10 protein-coding genes are annotated in these 18772 nt (G+C 57.7%); 9 read left to right on the forward strand and 1 reads right to left on the reverse strand.

Annotation, left to right across the window (positions count from 1 at the left end; all coding sequences use genetic code 11):
• From WMW72_RS14575 to WMW72_RS14585, 3 genes are all read left to right on the forward strand, one after another.
• A complete protein-coding gene (locus WMW72_RS14575; protein ID WP_341416218.1) occupies positions 1 to 1614 on the forward strand; it encodes a response regulator in 1614 nt (537 codons plus the stop codon).
• Between the two features lie 110 nt (positions 1615 to 1724).
• A complete protein-coding gene (locus WMW72_RS14580; RefSeq protein WP_341416219.1) occupies positions 1725 to 3944 on the forward strand; it encodes an FAD-dependent oxidoreductase in 2220 nt (739 codons plus the stop codon).
• A 61-nt stretch (positions 3945 to 4005) separates the two neighbouring features.
• Entirely contained in the window at positions 4006 to 8991 is a 4986-nt protein-coding gene (locus WMW72_RS14585; protein WP_341416220.1) for a golvesin C-terminal-like domain-containing protein, read from the forward strand.
• Positions 8992 to 9139: 148 nt separating this feature from the next.
• Here the strand turns inward: WMW72_RS14585 and WMW72_RS14590 are convergent, their stop codons facing one another.
• Positions 9140 to 9970 carry an AraC family transcriptional regulator gene (locus tag WMW72_RS14590; protein WP_341416221.1) on the reverse strand — a complete coding sequence of 277 codons (831 nt, stop codon included), beginning with the start codon at positions 9968 to 9970 and terminating at the stop codon, positions 9140 to 9142.
• Positions 9971 to 10233: 263 nt separating this feature from the next.
• Between WMW72_RS14590 and WMW72_RS14595 the strand changes: the two genes are divergently transcribed.
• The 6 genes from WMW72_RS14595 (at position 10234) to WMW72_RS14620 (ending at position 18765) form a co-directional block, all read left to right on the forward strand.
• Positions 10234 to 10851: a MarR family winged helix-turn-helix transcriptional regulator gene (locus tag WMW72_RS14595; protein WP_341416222.1), complete on the forward strand. Its 618-nt coding sequence runs from the start codon at positions 10234 to 10236 to the stop codon at positions 10849 to 10851.
• A gap of 19 nt (positions 10852 to 10870) precedes the next feature.
• Positions 10871 to 12598, forward strand: a complete 1728-nt coding sequence (locus WMW72_RS14600) for an ABC transporter ATP-binding protein (RefSeq protein ID WP_341416223.1) — start codon at positions 10871 to 10873, stop codon at positions 12596 to 12598.
• On the forward strand, positions 12595 to 14529 hold the full coding sequence (locus WMW72_RS14605) for an ABC transporter ATP-binding protein (RefSeq protein ID WP_341416224.1): 1935 nt from the start codon (positions 12595 to 12597) through the stop codon (positions 14527 to 14529). Before WMW72_RS14600 ends, WMW72_RS14605 begins: the two co-directional genes overlap by 4 nt.
• Positions 14530 to 14888: 359 nt before the next feature.
• Positions 14889 to 17195, forward strand: a complete 2307-nt coding sequence (locus tag WMW72_RS14610; protein ID WP_341416225.1) for an ATP-dependent DNA helicase — start codon at positions 14889 to 14891, stop codon at positions 17193 to 17195.
• 79 nt (positions 17196 to 17274) lie between these two features.
• On the forward strand, positions 17275 to 17427 hold the full coding sequence (locus WMW72_RS14615) for a hypothetical protein (protein ID WP_341416226.1): 153 nt from the start codon (positions 17275 to 17277) through the stop codon (positions 17425 to 17427).
• Between the two features lie 117 nt (positions 17428 to 17544).
• Positions 17545 to 18765 carry an AraC family transcriptional regulator gene (locus WMW72_RS14620; protein WP_341416227.1) on the forward strand — a complete coding sequence of 407 codons (1221 nt, stop codon included), beginning with the start codon at positions 17545 to 17547 and terminating at the stop codon, positions 18763 to 18765.
• The last annotated feature ends 7 nt before the right edge of the window (positions 18766 to 18772 follow it).

Here is an 18772-nt window from a genome sequence, read left to right on the forward strand (position 1 = left end):
ATGAGAACCTATACCTGCCTGATCGTGGACGATGAGGATTTGATCATTCAAAGGCTGGAGATGTTTTTTCGGGCGCTATCCGACCAGCATAAGCGGTTTCTCCTGGTCGGCAAGGCATACAGCGGGGCCAAGGGAATTGAGGAGGCGCTTCTGCTGAAGCCGGATATCATCCTGTCGGATATTGTGATGCCGCATATGGATGGGATTACCATGATTGAGGAGCTGAGGACGAAGCTTCCCGATACCCAATACATTCTGCTCACGGCTTACTCCTCCTTCGAATACGCCCAGCGGGCCATTCGGGCCCATATTATGGAGTACATCATCAAGGTACCGCTGAAGGAGGCGGAATTGAGACAGGCATTGGACAAAGCGGCAGATACACTGGATGCCATCCGTACGAAAGAAACGGAATTTCAATCGTTAAACCTCGCTGTGCGGGAAAACAAATACAGAGTGCATAAGCAGTTTTTCAATGAGCTAATCCGGGGAGAAATAGCCGCAGACCGGGCCTCGGATTTCGGAAGCCGGATGCAGGTTGATTTCTTCCGGTCCTTCTACTGCTGCTTTATCGTGGAGCTGAGCCATTATGAAAGCTTTCGGAGAGAGTATTCGGCGGCAGATCAAGGCATTCTGAAATACGCCATCACCAATGTCGTGGGTGAAACGCTGGCAGGATTCGGTACGGGGGCGGCATCCGAGCTGCATGATAACCGGTTTATCGGATTTCTGGCCTGGGACAAGACCCGCAGTACGATGGACACGGAGCTGGCCTGCCGAACGCTGGGCCGTCAGATCGTCGCCCATCTGAAGCAATACCTGAATCAGGAGGCCTCCGTCATGTTCAGCGCGCCCTACAGGGGTTGGGAGTCCATTAACCAGGCTTATTCGGAGGCGGCTGAAGCCTGCGAAGACCTATATTACCAGGAGACGAAAACCGTCAATACCGGGGAGCACCGCATCCGTTACCACAACGACCGCAGGGAGGCGGTTCAGCACAAGCTGCTGGAGCTGCGCTCCTGGACCCACCGTGGGTTGTCCCGGCAGGAGCTGGATGCATGGATGGCTGAGCTCCACCAGTTTGTCCTGGAGGGTCCCATCCAGAAGCTTGTTATGGCTCCCCTGCTCAGGGAAATTTACAGGGACATGGCCGCCCAATGGACGTCCCGCAGTGAAGCGGACATGACTACGGAAGAATTCCCGCTCTTGTTCGCGACATTCCGGGAGCAGCTTCAGTTCATAAGCGACTTTGTCATCGAGAGCCAGCAGGAGGGGAAGGCCGTTCATCGGGCCGAGATTACCAAGGCCAGGCGCTTTATGGAGCAGAACCTGAGGGAGCGGCTGACACTCCAGGCGATTGCCGAGCATGTCAATCTGGCTCCCACCTATTTCAGCAGCCTGTTCAAAAAAACCATGAGCGAGGGAGTGGTCGACTATATGAACCGGAGGAAGATCGACTTGTCGATCGAGCTGCTGCAGAAAAGGGACTACTCCATCCTGGAATTATGCGAGGAAACGGGAATTGTGAATGAAGGGTATTTCTGCAAGCTATTTAAGCAGCATACGGGAATGACTCCCAAGCAATATAGGAAGAAGCTGTACGGTCCCAAGTGACCCTAGCCGGTAAGGCAGCAAGATCGTATGAATTTATCGCAAAATCATGTAAAAAAAGCCGTTCGGAAAAGTCTACCATGAATAGTAGATTATTCGTGGAGGTTGGCCTAATGGAGCTTATTCAATCAGATGTAACCGTTGTGGGCGGCGGGATTGCGGGAGTATGCGCAGCTCTCGCGGCAGCCCGGAACGGGGTACGGGTCGCGCTGATCAACGACCGTTCCGTACTGGGCGGCAACGCCAGCAGTGAGGTCAGGGTGCATATTAACGGATCGGCGTATCATGGCATCAGCCCATCCTATTACGGGCGGGAGGGAGGCCTGGTGGAGGAGCTTAAGCTGAGGCTGTTCCGTTATAACCCGCTGTACAACAAGAAGCTGATGTACTCCGTGTCCGATGCGGTTCTGCTGGATCTGGTCTATGCGGAACCGAATATTGACCTCTTCCTGAACACCAGCATTCATGAAACGGGCATGGAGGGCGGAAGAGTGGCTTGGGTGGAGGGCCTGCAGCTGGCCTCTGAACGGAAATTCCGATTTGAAAGCCCTTACTTCATCGATTGCTCGGGCGACGGTATCGTGGCCTACCAGGCGGGAGCCGCTTACCGGAGGGGGCGGGAAGCCAGCAGCGAGTTTGACGAGAGCCTGGCTCCGGAAGAGGCAGATTCCTATACCATGGGGGATACGATTCTGTTCCAGACTAGAGAGGAGAGCTTCAAGGTTCCATTCCGCAGACCCGATTTCGCCTATGACATTACCAAGCTGAGCTTTTTTGAGAATCTCAAGAAAGGTCTGAATTCCCGCGCCCTTCCGCGCAAGCTGGGTAATCTGGGCGGTCTGTGGTGGCTGGAATACGGCGGCCAGCTGGATGTGATCGGAGATAATGAAGAAATCACGCTGGAGCTGAGAAAGCTAGTCTACGGCATCTGGGACTACATCAAGAATAGCGGTGAATACGACAATGTGGACCATCTGATCCTCGACTACGTATGCCCGATTCCAGGAAAGCGGGAATCCCGCAGATTTATCGGCGATTACACGCTGTCGCAGAAGGATCTGACGGAGAAGCCCCCATTGCCGGATGCGGTCGCCGTGGGAGGTTGGGCGATGGATCTGCATGCGGCCAAGGGCATCTATGACGAGGCTCCGGCCACGGCCTTTCACTTCGTTCCCGGCCTGTACAACATCCCGCTGCGCAGCCTGTACGCCAGGGATGTGCCTAATCTGCTGCTGGCGGGCCGCAATATAAGCGCCTCTCATGTGGCCTTCGGCTCTACCCGGGTCATGGCTACCTGCGGATGCATGGGACAGGCGGTGGGGACAGCCGCCGCATTATGTGTCGGGTACGGGACGGACCCCGCTCTTGTGGGAAGAGACCGGGTGTCCGAGCTGCAAGCCCGGTTGCTGAGGGACGGACAGACGATCATGGGGATGAGGGAGGAGACGGACCCGTACTTCACCTCCGGCCTGACGGTCCGCGCTTCTTCCCAGCGGAGGTACAGCAACGAGTCCGGTACGGAGACGGCTCCGCTGGATGGCGGTCTGTGCCTGGTGCTGCCGGTTTGTACGGATAGGGCAGAAAGTGTGGAAATCCGCGTGAAGAATGGAGGCAACTCTTCGGAGCAGCTGCAGGTGACCGTATACGGGGGAGAACGGAAGGAGACGTATATCCCGGGGCCGGAGCTGAAACGCTGCAGTTTGGACATCGCTCCCGGATATGACGGCTGGGTCCAACTGGAGCTTGGCTGCGAGAGGCCTGCGGATGACAAGGTGTACCTAGTGCTGGAGGGCTCTGCCGAGTTGAGCGTGTATTGCAATGAGGATAAGCCGGTTGGAGCCGTCAGCTTTCTGTATCGCCCCGAATATCCGGCAAGGGTCAGGAAGTGGGACAAGAGCATCTGCTACCGGAACATGCGGCCTGAGCAGAATATGTACGCTCCCGGCCATGTGGTCAATGGCTACTCCAGGCCGTACGGACTGCCCAACGTCTGGATCTCGGCCCGGAGGGAGGAGGCGGGGGAGCCGGATTGGCTGGAGCTGGCGTTTGCGGAGCCCAAGTCGCTGGAGGAGCTGCAGCTGGTATTCAATTCACAGCTGGATTTAGAACATTTTGACCATCCTATTGGGCCTCTGATCAAGGAGTACAACATTCTGCTGACCCTGGCAGACGGAAGCGAACGGCTGATCGAAGTCAGGGACAATTACCTGTCGTTGAATAAGCACAAGCTTGACGCGGAGAGGGTGACCACGATCCGACTGGAGTTTCTGGCCACATACGGCTGGCCTTATTATGAGGTGTTTGCCGTGAAGCTGTATGCTCCGAAGGCCTGATAAGCCGCCCCCGACTGAACTATGCTTGGATAGCCGTACAGTACAAAGGAGGTATGAGCTAGTGCCAGGAAAAATCAGGATATGGCTGCTGCTGAGCTTTATTTGGGTCCTGTTGGCCCCGTCGACCTACTATGGGACCGGTGAGACCGCTGCGGCCGAAACACCGCCGTACAAAACGATCATTATCGATGATGGAAGTCTTACGATTGACGGGGTCGTCACTAGCGACCCTGGCAATGCGATCAACGGGTACTCGACGACTGGCAGGTGGAGCACGACCACTACGGTGAAGGGCTATAACAATTCCAGCAGCAGCAGGACGGATACACTGAACAACAGCATCACCTGGAACCCGGCCTTGAAGGAGGGCAACGTCAAAATCTCCCTGTACAAGGTGGATTGGGAGGATAAAGCGGATAACCATGTCAAGCTCGAAGTTGTGCATAACGGAACGACGGATGTGCAATATCTGGACCTGCGGCCGTCGCAGGGAGGATCCGGCTGGGTAGAGCTGGGAGAGTTTTATTTCAATGGAGCGAGCAGCGAATTTGTCCGCTTGACCCGGGTGCAGCCTACGACCGGCACGATCCTGACCCGGGCCGATGCCGTGAAGTTCGAGGGGTACATTTCGCAGCACGAGGTCCCTTTCCATACCCTGATCATGGATGACGGCGATGAAGGCTATTCCGCCTCCAGTAATTGGAAAATAAGCACGGGCGTCAAGGGCTACAACAATTCCAGCACCCGCTATACGGATACCATCCATGAGGCCATTACCTGGAATCCTCGGCTGGAGGCCGGATTGGCGAAGATATCCGTGTACAAGCTGGATTGGGCGGATAGGGCCGACAATAATGTCAAGATCGAAATTGTCCATAACGGCCAGACCGATATTCAATACCTGAATCTGCAGCCATCGGCGGGAGGGACTGGCTGGGTGGAGCTCGGAGAATATGAGTTCAGCGGCACGGGTGCCGAGTTTGTACGGATCACCCGGGTGCAGCCTACGACCGGCAACATTGTGACCCGGTTGGATGCTTTGAAATTCGAAGGCTTCATCAAGCAGAAGGCGCCTCCTCTACCGCCTCTGCGCGACCGTACCTTATCCAATCTCACCTATGTGGAAAAAGGCAGCATCGAAAATGATACCAGCAAAGCGATTTTCTACGAGGCGTCTTGGGATGGCGGGAAGTCCATCGTACGCGATCTATACTATAAAGACGGGGTGACGGGAACCTGGGTAGCGGCCAATACGGTTCCGGAAAGACTGGAGGAGCAATGGGTCATCCTGGATGGAGACGCCGGCCTGCGGTCCAACTACTACAACACAATGAACAAAAGCTGGGTCACCTTCGACGGGATCGAGTTTACAGGCAGCCAGACTGTTGTCTTGACTGACTCCTCGCATGAAAGCGATTACAGTTTTAGCGTCACCTGGTCGATGGAGCATGATAAGCCTGAGGTCTCCTATGCCTTTACTCCCCGCCGTGACGGAAACTATGTGATTGGCTACCAGTCCTTCACCGCGGAGGCTTCCACTGAGGTGAAGGAGGTGCTGAGCGGCTTCAAATCCCATGCGAAGATGGTAGGAACGGTGGAATCCGTAGGTCTGTGGCAATTGACTGCGCCTATGGGGCTGGTGGAGAAAGCGGACGGAAATGGAGGTGCACTCACTTACGGGGTATTTGTACCCTCGGGGGAGCTGCCGCTGGAATTCGAAGCCCATGGCGGAGCCTCCAGCCAGCGCCTCGGCATAAGTCTGGTGAATAATGAGGGAAGCGTTCAGCCCATTCTGTACGCTCCCCAGTTCGGAGCCTATTCGCACATGACCGCAGAGAGCACGTACCGCTTCCGTATCGGCCTGTTGGCCCGGAATAGTACGCTGTACGATGCCTATGAGCATATTCTGCGCAGCGAATACGGGTATACGGCTTACCGGAAGAATGTGGCCGGGCAGTCCCTTACCGACGCCATGTTCAATATGATCGACCTGCTGAAGATCGAGCCGGACGGGGACGATTCGGTACAGTATGTGCCATCGCCTAGCGGCTGGTGGAGCCGGGCGAAGAGCTTCATCGATATCGAAAATGAAGACTCGGTACGCGCCACATCCAATGGCGTGCTGCTCAGCGCCTATTATCTGACCGGAGACGACGATCTGTACGACAGCCGCGCACTGCCCTCTGTGGAGTTTGGGGTATCGCGGAACAACTTCGGCTGGTCGCCGACGAAAAAACCGGTGTACAGCGTGCCCTCCTGGTGGAAGATGGGCTCTCTGCCCTATGATGTGTCGTCGGTCGCGGCCCTGTCCGAGCTGATGAAGGGAACGGCAGGCATCGGCAAGCTGGCGCAGGAGGAGTACCGTTACCGGAATCCGGACCAGAGCGGCAGGGGGCCTGTCATTCAGCCTCTGATGATGTACCGGGCTACCGGCGAGGCTTTCTATCTGCAGCAGGCCAAGGCGCAGGCTGACGCCTACATTGCCCAGCACATCGACACGCCGGCTTCTGAGAACATGTCCCCGAATGAATTTATATATAACCATGGCAAGCTCTGGATGGAAATTTTGGAGCTGTACGAGGAGACCAAGGAGCAACCGTACCTGAATGCCGCTTACAAGGAAGCCAAGCGGTACGCCACGATGTTCGTGGCCCGCCCGGTACCGGAGGGAAGCTTCACGATTCCTCAGCCGGCCGCCCCGTACCGCGAATCCTTTCACTGGCCGGCCAGCGGCAAATACGCATATCCCCGGGATGACTTCCCGGAATATGAGAGCGGAGACATGGCGGTGGACAGCTGGCTGGTTTCGCCGAGCGGCCTGACCTTCGAGGCGGCCAATACCTCCCTGTATTACCGGATGAATGCGCAGGAGGCTCCCTTCCTGCTGAGGCTGTCCCAATATACCGGCGATACCCTGCTGCAGGACATTGCCCACAATGCGGTCATCGGACGCTATTCCAATTACCCGGGCTATTACTATAAGGGTTTTTCGGTCAGCCAGCTTGAGCCGGATTTCCCTCTGCAGGGACCTAGCGAGCCTACGTCTGTTTATTATCACCACATGCCCGCCCAATTGGGGCAGACCATGGATTATCTGATCAGCGAACAGTCCCTGAAATCGGGAGGCAGCATCTCCTTTCCATCGGTATTCGAAACCAGCTTCCTTTGGTTCAAATATCACTTGTACGGCCATAAGCCAGGCACCTTCTATGGGAATTCCGGTGTATGGCTGTGGATGCCCAAGGGGATTATCGAAACCGGAAATCCTCAACTGAACTGGATCACGGCGGAGAGCGGCAGCCGGTTCTATATCGGCCTCAGCAACGCCTCGGCTGAAGAACAGCAGGCGGAGGTTGTCCTGAACCCGCAGATCATCGGGCTGGATCCCCAGAAATCCTACCCGGTGACGATTATTCGCGATAACGGCACGCCTCAGCAAGCCGTTATGACCGGAGGCAAGCTTGACCTTACGGTTTCGGGCGGGGGGCTGACGGCGGTCATCGTAGCGGGACTGGATATTCAGGTGGAGCTTCACGGCGCTGAGCCTGCTGCGGATCCGAGCGATGCCAGCTATTTCTTCGACACGCACAGTCCCATCGATGCGGTGAAGGGCATGCTGATCGTCAAGCCGGATGGAACCTCTTATAACGCTTACGTGCAAGCCAAGACGGAGGAGGCCTCTACGCTTCATTATTCGCTGGACGGGGGGGCGACGTACACCGCTGTACCCGATCTGATCTATCCGATGGAATGGTCCGTGCGGGTCGATGACCCGGCCCAGACCTTCACCTATTACGTGGAAGCGGCCGGCAAGCGGACCCGGGCGCGGACCCTGTACCTTCCCGCCTACACCGCGATTCCTCCGGCTCAGCCGGACTGGCAGCCGCAAGATTCCATCGTTGTGGACAATACCGAGGCTGTGACAGAAGGGGTATGGATTCGTGATACGACGGGGGACGGCTACTATTATGACGGATATGTATACGCTAGAGCGACATCGGGTGCGGCTACCGGCAAAATCCGTTGGCAGCCTGAGCTTCCAGAGACCGTAACTTACCATGTCTATTACAAGATTCCCCGGATGACCATAGCCAGCGAGAATTGGTCCACGAACGCCACCTTCCGTGTTTACTATGATGGCGGCTCGCAAGCCGTTACGGTGAACGAGCAGGCTTCCGCGGGAACCTGGGGCTATCTGGGGGCGTTCCCCTTCTCTGCAGGTGGAAGCGGGTATGTGGAGCTGACCAATCAGGGAAGCAATTCGCGGGTTGTAGCCGATGCAGTCATGTGGGTTAGCGAACAAGCCAGACCCGAGTGGGCTTCCGTAACCCTTAGCTCGAACAAAGAGGTGCTGGAGATGACCCGGACGGTCCAGCTGAGCGTGGCGGGTTACATGGACAATGGGCTGCCCGGGGATTTGAGCCAAGCGCAGGTGAATTACTATGTGGATCGAACCGATCTGGCAACGGTGGATGCTGGCGGCCTGGTCAGTCTGAACGCATTGGACGGGATTACTGCCGAGATCAAGGCCTGGGCTGTCGTAACCGTGGACGGCGTTACTTTGGAGACGCCCCGTCTGGCCCTTCCCATCCGGGATCTGGTTGTGATTGTAGACAACACGAACACGGACGGCTTGTACCAGGCGGAAGGCTCATGGAATCAGAGCAATCTGTACGGCTACAAGACCGGCGTAAAGTCACGCTACACGACGACGCAGGGCTCGTCGGTCAAGTGGGTCGGTCAGCTTCCGGCAGGAGTCTATACGGTTTCTATCTATAACATCGTGCATACAACATCCCAGGATCCCCATATCCAAGTGGAGCTGAAGCACCAAACGGTAACCGAGACCGTATACCTGAACCAATCGGCAGGGTCGTCCGGCTGGGTCAGCCTGGGTACTTACTCGTTCACCGGAGACGGCAGTGAGTATGTGAAAATGACGAGAGTGACTCCCACGACAACGGACCCGCCTACTCCGGCTGCGGAGATGATCTATACCCGGGCGGATGCGGTCCGGTTCGAACGGAGATCGGGCTTGAATCCCTAAGGTTCGAATGGCAGATCTGTCAATCGGCCTTAAGGGAATCGCTGAATTCCAAAGAAAGATAAAAGACATCTAGGCTGATATGCGCAAAGAAGCCGGCTTCGTCCGCCTGTAAGGCGGCCCTGGAAGCGGCTTCTTTGCTGTGCCAATGTCAAGAGTGAGGATACAGGTCCCGGAACTGGCTCGGAGAGAACCCGGTATGTTCCTTAAACATGCGGGAAAAATAAGACATCTCCAGCCCCAGCGAGTCGGCGATTTCCGTCACGTTGAGGGGGGAGAAGGAGAGCAGACGCTTGGCCTTATCCATACGCCGCCGGTTGATGTATTGGATGGGAGAAGCGCCTGTCGTGTTCTTGAACACCCGGATGAAATAGTTGGGGTGGAAATGCGCCACCTGAGCCAGCTCCTCCAGCGATAGATGTTCGGCCAGATGCTCATCGATGTAGCGGAGCACCTGATTGATCTTGTCCAGAGTTGCGGATGCTCCGGTGCGGAAGCGTACAGGACCCGCCCGATCGAGGAACCCGGCGAGCAGCTCCAGCAGCAATGCGTTCACCCGCAGGCCGGAGCTCAAGGTATCCGCCTTGTGCCAGTGAATGAGCTGCTCGAAGGTGTCCTCCAGCTGAGGGGAGTGTCCGACTTCGACAAAGGGCGGCACGTCCAGCAGCTGGAACAGCGGTTGCTCGCCCGTTTTGGCTGTAAAGTGGCACCAGTATTTGCCGAACGGATCCCCGCCTGTCGTCCCGTAGGCCTGAATCTCTCCAGCCGGCAGCAGGAAGAGCTGGCCGGGCTTCGGATAGTAGGTCTGCTGGCCGATTTTGACGTATCCCTCGCCTTCGAGGATATAGTAAAGCTTGTTGAAATCAGGTACGTAATCGTCGTCTCTCCAGGAGTCCGAAACTTTGGTGTAGGAGGCAATGGAGAGATCGAGCTGCACAGCGGCTATATATTTTTTCCAATAAGCGGTTTGATCGGCCATCATGGCTAGTCCATCTGCTCCTCGCTTGTTGACTGCTGAGCTTGAATGCCCCCATTATATCGAATCACTCCCGGAACTTCACTATAAAAATGTCTAGCTGGGCGAACCCGCGAAGGCGTCTGTCGGGCCTGGAGAATCCTATTGACAGATATAATTCACGTGTATATATTTAGGTTAGCTAAGTAAAATAATAAGTGATGAAATATTTGCGAAGTCAGGTAATCCATGATCGCTATGTTCGCACACTTCAATAAGGAGCTGGAGGTATGAGTGAAGAGCATGATGATATGGCCCTGGAGCTGATGCGCGCTTTTCGGCAGCTGCGGCAGGTGAACTGGGGCAACCGCAGGCCGTTAGAGGGCTGTACGCCAAGTGAGACCATGTTGTTATTCGTCGTACGCAGAAGTATGAATGGCTGCAGACCTGGAAGAGGAGGGGGATTTGGGGGGCCTGGATTCCACCGGGAAGGCCGCATGCAGCACTCAGGTCAGCGGGGTGATCCTGAGCCACGGGAGACAGGTAAGCACGATGAGCCGTCAGGCGGGCCTCAGGGCTTGAAGGCCAGCGAGCTCAGCGAGCTTCTGCGCGTATCGTCGCCCACCGTCTCGCAGATGGTGAATGTCCTGGAGGCTCGGGGACTGCTGGAGCGTCAGGCTGACCCGTCAGACCGCAGGGTGGTGCGGATCCGGCTTAGTGATGCAGGTCTGCAAGCAACGGCTGAAGGAGAACGGCGGATGCTGGAGGGCATGACGGGCTTGATCGGACATCTCGGGGCAGAGCGTTCCAGTCAGTTGACCGGGCTGCTGAACGATGTAGGTGCGTACTACCGCGAGCTTGCAGGTAAAGCTGAGGCGCAGCGGTCCGATGAAATGGATCATCTATAAAGCTTAGGAGGAAGCGGATATGTTGAAATTATTCCGGTATCTCAAGCCTTACCGGGTGGCCGTGGGGCTCGTCTTGGTCCTTATTCTGCTCCAATCGTTGTCCGACCTGTATCTGCCTACCTTGATGGCTGATATCGTCGACCACGGCGTTGTCACCGGGGATACGCCGTATATTTGGCGGATCGGCGGATTCATGCTGCTCGTCGCCGCGCTCGGCGCGGCCTGTTCCGTGGGCGCAAGCTACTGGTCGTCCCGAGCGGCCAGCGGCTTCGCCCGCGATCTGCGCAGCCGTGTATTCGCCCATGTGGAGCAGTTCTCGCTCCAGGAGTTCGATAAGATCGGCACAGCTTCGCTGATCACCCGAACGACCAACGATATTAACCAGCTCTATCAAGTACTGGGCATCATGATGCGCGTTATCGTGATGGCTCCGATGATGTGCATCGGCGGGATCGTGATGGCGGTCTCCAAGGATGCGGTGCTGTCCCTTGTGCTGATCGGCATTGTGCCGTTGCTGGCCTTGTTCATCTTCCTCGTCTTCCGTAAGGGCGGTCCGCTCTTCAAGGCGATGCAGACCAAGCTGGACCGGCTGAGCCTCGTCCTGCGTGAGCAGCTGACGGGAGTTCGGGTTATCCGCTCGTTCAACCGGATTCCGCATGAGCAGGAGCGGTTTGCCCAGGCCAACGGCGATCTGACGGATACGGCGATCCAGGTGAACCGGATTATGGCTTCCATGATGCCGGTCATGATGCTGGTGCTGAATTTTGCCGGCATCGCGATCATCTGGTACGGAGGCATCCGCATCGACAACGGCCATATGCAGGTCGGCGACCTGATCGCTTTCATTCAATATGCGTGGCAGATCATGTTCTCGCTCGTCTTTGCATCGATGATGTTCGTCATGATTCCCCGCGCTTCCGCCTCGGCGGTTCGCATCCAGGAGGTACTGACGATGAAGCCGGATATCCGTGACGGCGAGTCGTCACGCCCTAGGACAGCTACGCGGCCTTCCGTAGAGTTTCGCGGGGTAAGCTTCCGTTATCCGGGAGCCGAGATGCCTGCGCTGACGGATATCTCATTCGAGACGCATCCGGGCGAGGTGACCGCGATTATCGGGGGTACCGGCTCCGGCAAGTCTACCCTGATCAATCTGATCCCGCGATTCTATGATGTGGAGGAAGGCCAGGTACTTATCGGGGGGAGCGATGTTCGCACGATGACGCAGGAAAGTCTGCGGCTTCAGATCGGTCTGGTGCCGCAGAAGGCTACGCTCTTCACCGGGACGGTCGCCGAGAATATCCGCTACGGCAACGAGGAAGCTAGCGAGGAGGAGTTGCGGCGTGCCGCGGAGATTGCTCAGGCTTCCGACTTTATCGGCAAGATGCCGGAGGGATACAACGCTCCGATCTCGCAAGGCGGCGCCAACGTGTCGGGCGGACAGAAGCAGCGTCTCGCCATCGCCCGTGCGCTGGTGAGACGCCCGGCGATATACCTGTTCGACGACAGCTTCTCGGCGCTTGACCTCAAGACGGATGCGAAGCTCCGCGCGGCGCTGCTGCCTGAGACGGCGGATGCCTGCGTGCTGATCGTTGCCCAGCGGGTGAGCACCGTCATGGAGGCGGATCGGATTCTTGTCCTTCACGAGGGCCGACTGGTAGGCTCCGGCACCCATCGCGAGCTGCTGGAATCGTCGCCCGTTTACCGTGAAATTGCAGCTTCCCAGCTGACGGAGGAGGAGATCGCATGAGCGAGCAGCAGCGCATGACACAGGGCGGCGGCCAGGCTCCTGGAGGAGCTGCGTCAGGGAGGCCTGGCGGACCGGGCGGACCGGGGTTCGGCTTCGGTCCGGGCCGTGGCGGCCCCGGTATGATGGGCCCTGCGCAGAAGGCCAAGAATTTCAAAGGCACGCTGCGCAGGCTCATCGGGTATCTCAAGCCGCACAGGCTATCGCTCGGTCTCGTACTGGCCGCAGCCGTGCTCAGTACGGTATTCTCCATCGTCAGCCCCAAGATTATGGGTAACGCGACGACCAAGCTGTTCGAAGGCATGATGGAGAAGCTGAAGGGGATACCGGGAGCGGGCATTGATTTCGGATATATAGGCAATATTCTGCTTGTGCTTGCCGGGTTGTACATCGTCAGCACCTTGTTCAGCTATCTGCAGCAGTATGTGATGGCCGGCGTGTCGCAGCGGATCGTGTATGACCTGCGGGATGAAGTGAACCGGAAGCTGGCGAAGCTTCCGCTCAAATACTTCGACGCCCGTCCGCATGGCGATACGCTCAGCCGGGTCTCCGGCGATATCGAGACGATCAGCAGCACCCTCCAGCAGAGCTTGACGCAGCTGGTCACCTCGATCGTGACCCTGGTCGGCGTGGTGGTGATGATGCTGACGATCAGTCCGCTGATGACGCTCATCGTCGTCGCGACGCTGCCGCTCAGCTTTGTGGTGATCCGGCTGGTGACGCCGCGGTCGCAGAAGCATTTCCGGACGATGCAGCAGTCGCTCGGGCAGCTGAACGGACATGTGGAGGAGATGTATACGGGTCATCCGATCGTGAAGGCCTACGGCCATGAGCAGAAGTCGGTCGACCAGTTCAATGCCGTGAACGCACGCATGTACGAAGCGGCCTGGCGGTCGCAGTTTATATCGGGGACGATCATGCCGCTGATGAATTTCGTCGGCAACCTGGGCTATGTGCTGGTCAGCGTCGTCGGGGGCATTCTGGTCATGAAGGGGACGATCCGCATCGGGGATGTGCAGGCCTTCATCTCCTACTCCCGCCAATTCTCCATGCCGATCAGCCAGACGGCCCAGATCGCCAATATTATTCAGTCCACAATCGCCGCGGCCGAGCGGGTGTTCGAGCTGCTGGATGAGCCCGAGGAAGCTGCGGAGCCGCAGACGCCTGCCGTTCTTGCCGAGCCGAGAGGCGAGGTACGCTTCGAGCATGTCGACTTCGGCTACAAGGAGGATGTGCGGCTGATCGAGGATATGAATCTTCAAGTGGAGCCGGGGCAAACGGTAGCGATCGTCGGTCCGACAGGTGCGGGCAAGACGACGCTGATCAATCTGCTGATGCGCTTCTACGAGTTGAATGGCGGACGCATCACGATCGACGGTGTCGATATCACGAGCCTGAGGAGAGCCGATCTGCGCGGCCTGCTCGGGATGGTGCTGCAGGATACGTGGCTGTTCAACGGCACGATCCGGGACAATATCGCGTACGGCCGGGCTGGAGCGACCGAGGAAGAGGTTGTGGCAGCTGCCAAAGCGGCCTATGCGGATCATTTCATCCGTACGCTGCCAGAAGGCTACGACACGAAGCTCAATGAGGAAGCCTCCAACATCTCGCAGGGGCAGAAGCAGCTGCTGACCATCGCCCGGGCCATTCTGGCCGACCCGCCGATTCTGATTCTCGATGAAGCGACGAGCAGCGTGGACACCCGGACCGAGGCTCATATCCAGCGTGCGATGAATGAGCTGATGCAGGGCCGAACGAGCTTCGTCATCGCGCACAGGCTGTCGACAATCCGCTATGCGGACCTGATCCTGGTCATGAATCAAGGCTCGGTCATCGAGCAAGGAACCCATGATGAGCTGCTCAAGGCGGGGGGCTTCTATGCCGACCTGTACGAGAGCCAGTTCAGCGGCGGAGCGCGCAGCCGGGCCGTCTAGCCGGTCTTCTTGGAGGTGGCTGGGCAAATCCGGGGCAGCGCTGGGAAACCCGCTCAAGGTTGTGGCCTTGCAGCGGTCGCGGACGTTGTCCTATAGGGACAGCTCAGCCGTTCATACACAAGGAATTTGAGGGCGATGCCGAATCGCCCTCTTTGCTATGCAAGCAGTGGCATCCTCAGGGTGGGAATGCTGGTTCAGCAGGGCTTCCTCTTATTGCCCTTGGGCCGCGGGCCCAGCGGAGGGCCTTTTACTAGGCGGCTTGCAGCCGGTACATCGGGCTAGCTGCTTCGTAATCGGGCCGGACTCATGGTATAGTAATAGGAACGAACGTATGTTTTGGGACGGAAGCGGGTGAGAGCATGCCGGACACAGTCGGCATATCGGTAAGGGCCTTCGTGGAGCATGCATATTTGAGCGGGAGCATCGACTCCGGGTTCCGTACGTTGGCGCCGCTGGCGGAGGGGACCAAGGCTCATCTGGCGATTCAGAAAACCTATGAGGAGCCGGATCGCAAGGAGGTTCATCTCGAGGGTGAGCTGCAGCACGAAGAGCTGACGTTCCACCTGGAGGGACGCTGCGACGGACTGCGCTTCGAGGAGTCCGCTGTTATCATCGAGGAGATCAAATCCACGGCCCGTGAGCTGAGCCAGATCCAGGAGGATACGCATCCCGTCCACTGGGCGCAGGCGGCATGCTACGCCTATCTGTATGCGGTTCGCGAGGGTTTATCCACCATGCGGCTGCGGCTCGTGTACGTGCAGGTCGCGACAGGAGAGCAGCTTCGCTTCGAGCGTGAAGCGGAGTTGTCTGCGCTGGCCGCGGACATGCAGCGGTACGCCGAGGCGTATGCGCCGTTCGCGCGCCTCGAGCTCCGGCATGTCCGGCAGCGGGACGCCAGCATCAAGGAGCTGGCATTTCCCTTCCCGGCTTACCGGGGAGGCCAGCGAAAATTCGCGGGAGCCGTGTATACGGCTATTGCGCAGGAAAGCCGGCTGTTTGCACGCGCCCCCACGGGTACCGGGAAAACCATCTCGACGCTATTTCCGTCCGTCAAGGCGATCGGTGAAGGCCTACTGAAGCGGATGTTTTACCTGTCGGCCAAGACGCTGACCCGCACGGCGGCGGAGGAAGCATTTGCACTGATGAAGAGCGGCGGTCTGCACCTGCGCTCGGTCACGCTGACGGCGAAGGATAAGATCTGCTTCCAGGAAGAGACGCGCTGCGACAAGGAGCATTGCCCGTTCGCCGACGGGCACTACGACCGGGTGCAGGATGCGCTGCTCGATCTGCTGACCAACGAAACCTTGATCACGAGGGAAACGGTCGAGACCTATGCGCGCAAGCATACGGTTTGTCCGTTCGAGCTCTCGCTGGATGCGGCCTACACGGCGGATGCGGTGCTGTGCGACTACAATTATATTTATGACCCGCGGGTGTATCTCAAGCGCCAGCCGGAGGAGCTGAAGCGGCATGCTGTGCTGCTTGTCGACGAGGCGCATAATCTGGTGGACCGGGCCCGCGAGATGTACTCGGCGGAGCTGACGAAGGCTCCGTTCCTGGCGCTGCAGCGCGCGTACAAGGGGGTCAATACCGGGCTGTTCCAGGCGGCCAAGGCGGTGAATGATTTTTTTATCGCCTGGCGGAAGGCGCAAGAGGGGGCGGGGCATAAGGTGGATAAAGAGCCTCCGGAGGCTCTGGGCCCGTGCGTGGAGGCGTTCACCGAGGCGGCGGAACGGGAGCTGTCCGCTTCGGAGCGGGGAGAGTCGCGGCAGCTGCTGCTCGACACGTATTTTGCCTGCCAGCGGTATAGCCGGGCGCTTGGCACCTATGACGAGCGCTTTGTCACTGTGGCCGAATGGTCCAAAAGCGATGTCCGGCTTAAGCTGTTCTGCCTGGACCCTTCGGCAATGCTCCGTCAGATGGCTAAGGGGTACCGGGCGCAGATTCTATTTTCCGCGACGCTGTCCCCGCTCGGCTATTACCGGGATATGCTCGGAGGAGAGGACGACGACTATGCGGTTACGATCCCTTCTCCCTTCGATAAGACTCAGCTCGAGGTACAGCTGCTGCCGGTATCGACCCGTTACCGCGACCGGGAGGCATCGAAGTCCGCTATTGCCGGCATGCTGCATGCCCTGATCCGTGAGAGGCCGGGCAATCAGCTCGTATTTTTCCCCTCCTATGAGTATATGAATGAGGTGCTTGCCAGCTTTGCGGAGCAGGAGAGCCTGGTGCATGTCCTCGTCCAGCAAGGGGAGATGAGCGAAGAGGACCGGGCGGCGTTCCTGGCCGAATTCCGGACGGGAAGAGAGAGGCCTGTAGTGGGCTTTGCGGTGATGGGCGGTATCTTCTCTGAAGGCATCGACCTGACGGGCGAGCGGCTAACAGGGGTTGTAGTTGTAGGAGTCGGGCTTCCGCAGATCGGCGTGGAACGGGATACGATCAAGTCCTACTACGATGCCGCGGGTAAAAATGGGTTCGATTACGCCTACGTCTATCCCGGCATCAATAAGGTACTGCAGGCCGGCGGGCGGCTGATCCGGACGGAGCAGGACCGCGGCACCCTGGTGCTGATCGACGACCGGTTTCTTCAGCCGTCTTATCAGCGGCTGCTGCCGGAGGAATGGAAGCCGCTGGAGGTGCTGCGGGGGCCTCGGCGGGGTTGACGCTAGTGTGGCCCCTGGTTCGCTTCCTTCGGGTACCCGGTAGAAGCAGATCGGAGCGAAGCCATCGGCCGGGACTCTCATGTCTTCTCTGGTTACCCGTGGTAACGGCTTGCGCAGCTATCTCGGCATCTATACATGGGCTGTCCTTCATGCAGATTCGTCTGTGTGGGAGACAGCCTATTTTGTAGCTGCGCGTACATCCCAACATCCTGACAATTCCGCCATTCATTGACTAGAGGAAGGGGCTGTGCTACCTTAGTTGTTGATAATGGTTCTCAATTGAATCCGATGAATATGTTGCTGCTGCCGAATCAATGGCTCGAACCCAACAACCCAAAGGAGGAGCACCATGCTTCCAGAACAAAAACCGCTGACGGATAAAAGCTTGTTAAAGTCGGGCCGCGATCCGAAAACGAGTCTGGTTGAGATTAGGGAATTCATGGATCAGCACTATAACGAGCCGCTTTCGATCGGTCAATTGGCGGAGATGGCGAATATCAGTCCCAAATATTTTGTCGATCTGTTCAAGAAGACGTATGGGCAGAGCGCGATGGATTACATAACCGATCTGCGCATAAACCGGGCGAAGCGTTACTTGGCTGAGTCGGGGGACCGGTTGCGTGATATAGCCTTGAAGGTGGGCTACAGCGATGAATTTTATTTCAGCCGTAAATTCAAGAAAGAGGTAGGCATGACTCCGTCCGACTTTGTCAAACATGCCAGGCAGCGGGTGGCAGCCTGCTCTTCTTCCGTGACCGGGCAGCTGCTGGCTCTGCATGTGATGCCTGTGGCAGCGCCGCTCGATCCGAAGTGGACGGCCTATTACTATCATAGGTACCGCACTGAGATCAAGACTCATCTGATGATGACCGACCCTTACACCAGCAGGACCTTCGGGATGAATATCGACAAGCTGGCTCAGGCCCGCCCGGATGCGATTGTGGGGAATGACCAGCTATGTCTCTCCGAGCAGGCGCAACTGATGGATATCGCGCCTTCTTATTTTGTTCCGGCCCAGCAGTCGGGCTGGCGTGAGCAGCTGCGGGGGATTGCCCGGTTTCTGGACCGGGAGGACCAGGCCGAGCAGTGGATCGTGCGTTACGAGCAGAAGGTAAAGTCTGCCCGGCTACAGATCGCCGAGGTGTTGGGTCGCGACAAAATCTTGGTCCTGCGCATCTATGGGCAGAGTATCCACTTGTACAGCAACCGCGGACTGGAGGACATCCTGTACGGGGACCTGCAGCTTCAGGCAGCTTACCCGCAAGACTCAGCCTGCAACATCCGGCTGACGCCGGATCAGCTGGCAGCTCTGAACCCCGACCGGATTCTGCTCATGGTGTGTCCCGAGGCAGTATCCCGGGCCTACTGGCTGTCGCTGCAGCATGCCAAGGCTTGGCGTCAGCTGAACGCCGTGCGGGCAGGGCAGGTCTACCCGATCCCTTCGGACCCTTGGTTCGAGTATTCCGCCATCGCCATCGATCGGATGCTGGATGAGGCACTTCTGCTGTTTACGGGAAATTGTCCAAATGAATGTCAGGATAACGTCCATGGTGACGTCTACGCCACATGATTTATAA

The organism is Paenibacillus filicis, from assembly GCF_038070315.1.
GTDB classification, from domain to species: domain Bacteria; phylum Bacillota; class Bacilli; order Paenibacillales; family NBRC-103111; genus Paenibacillus_G; species Paenibacillus_G filicis.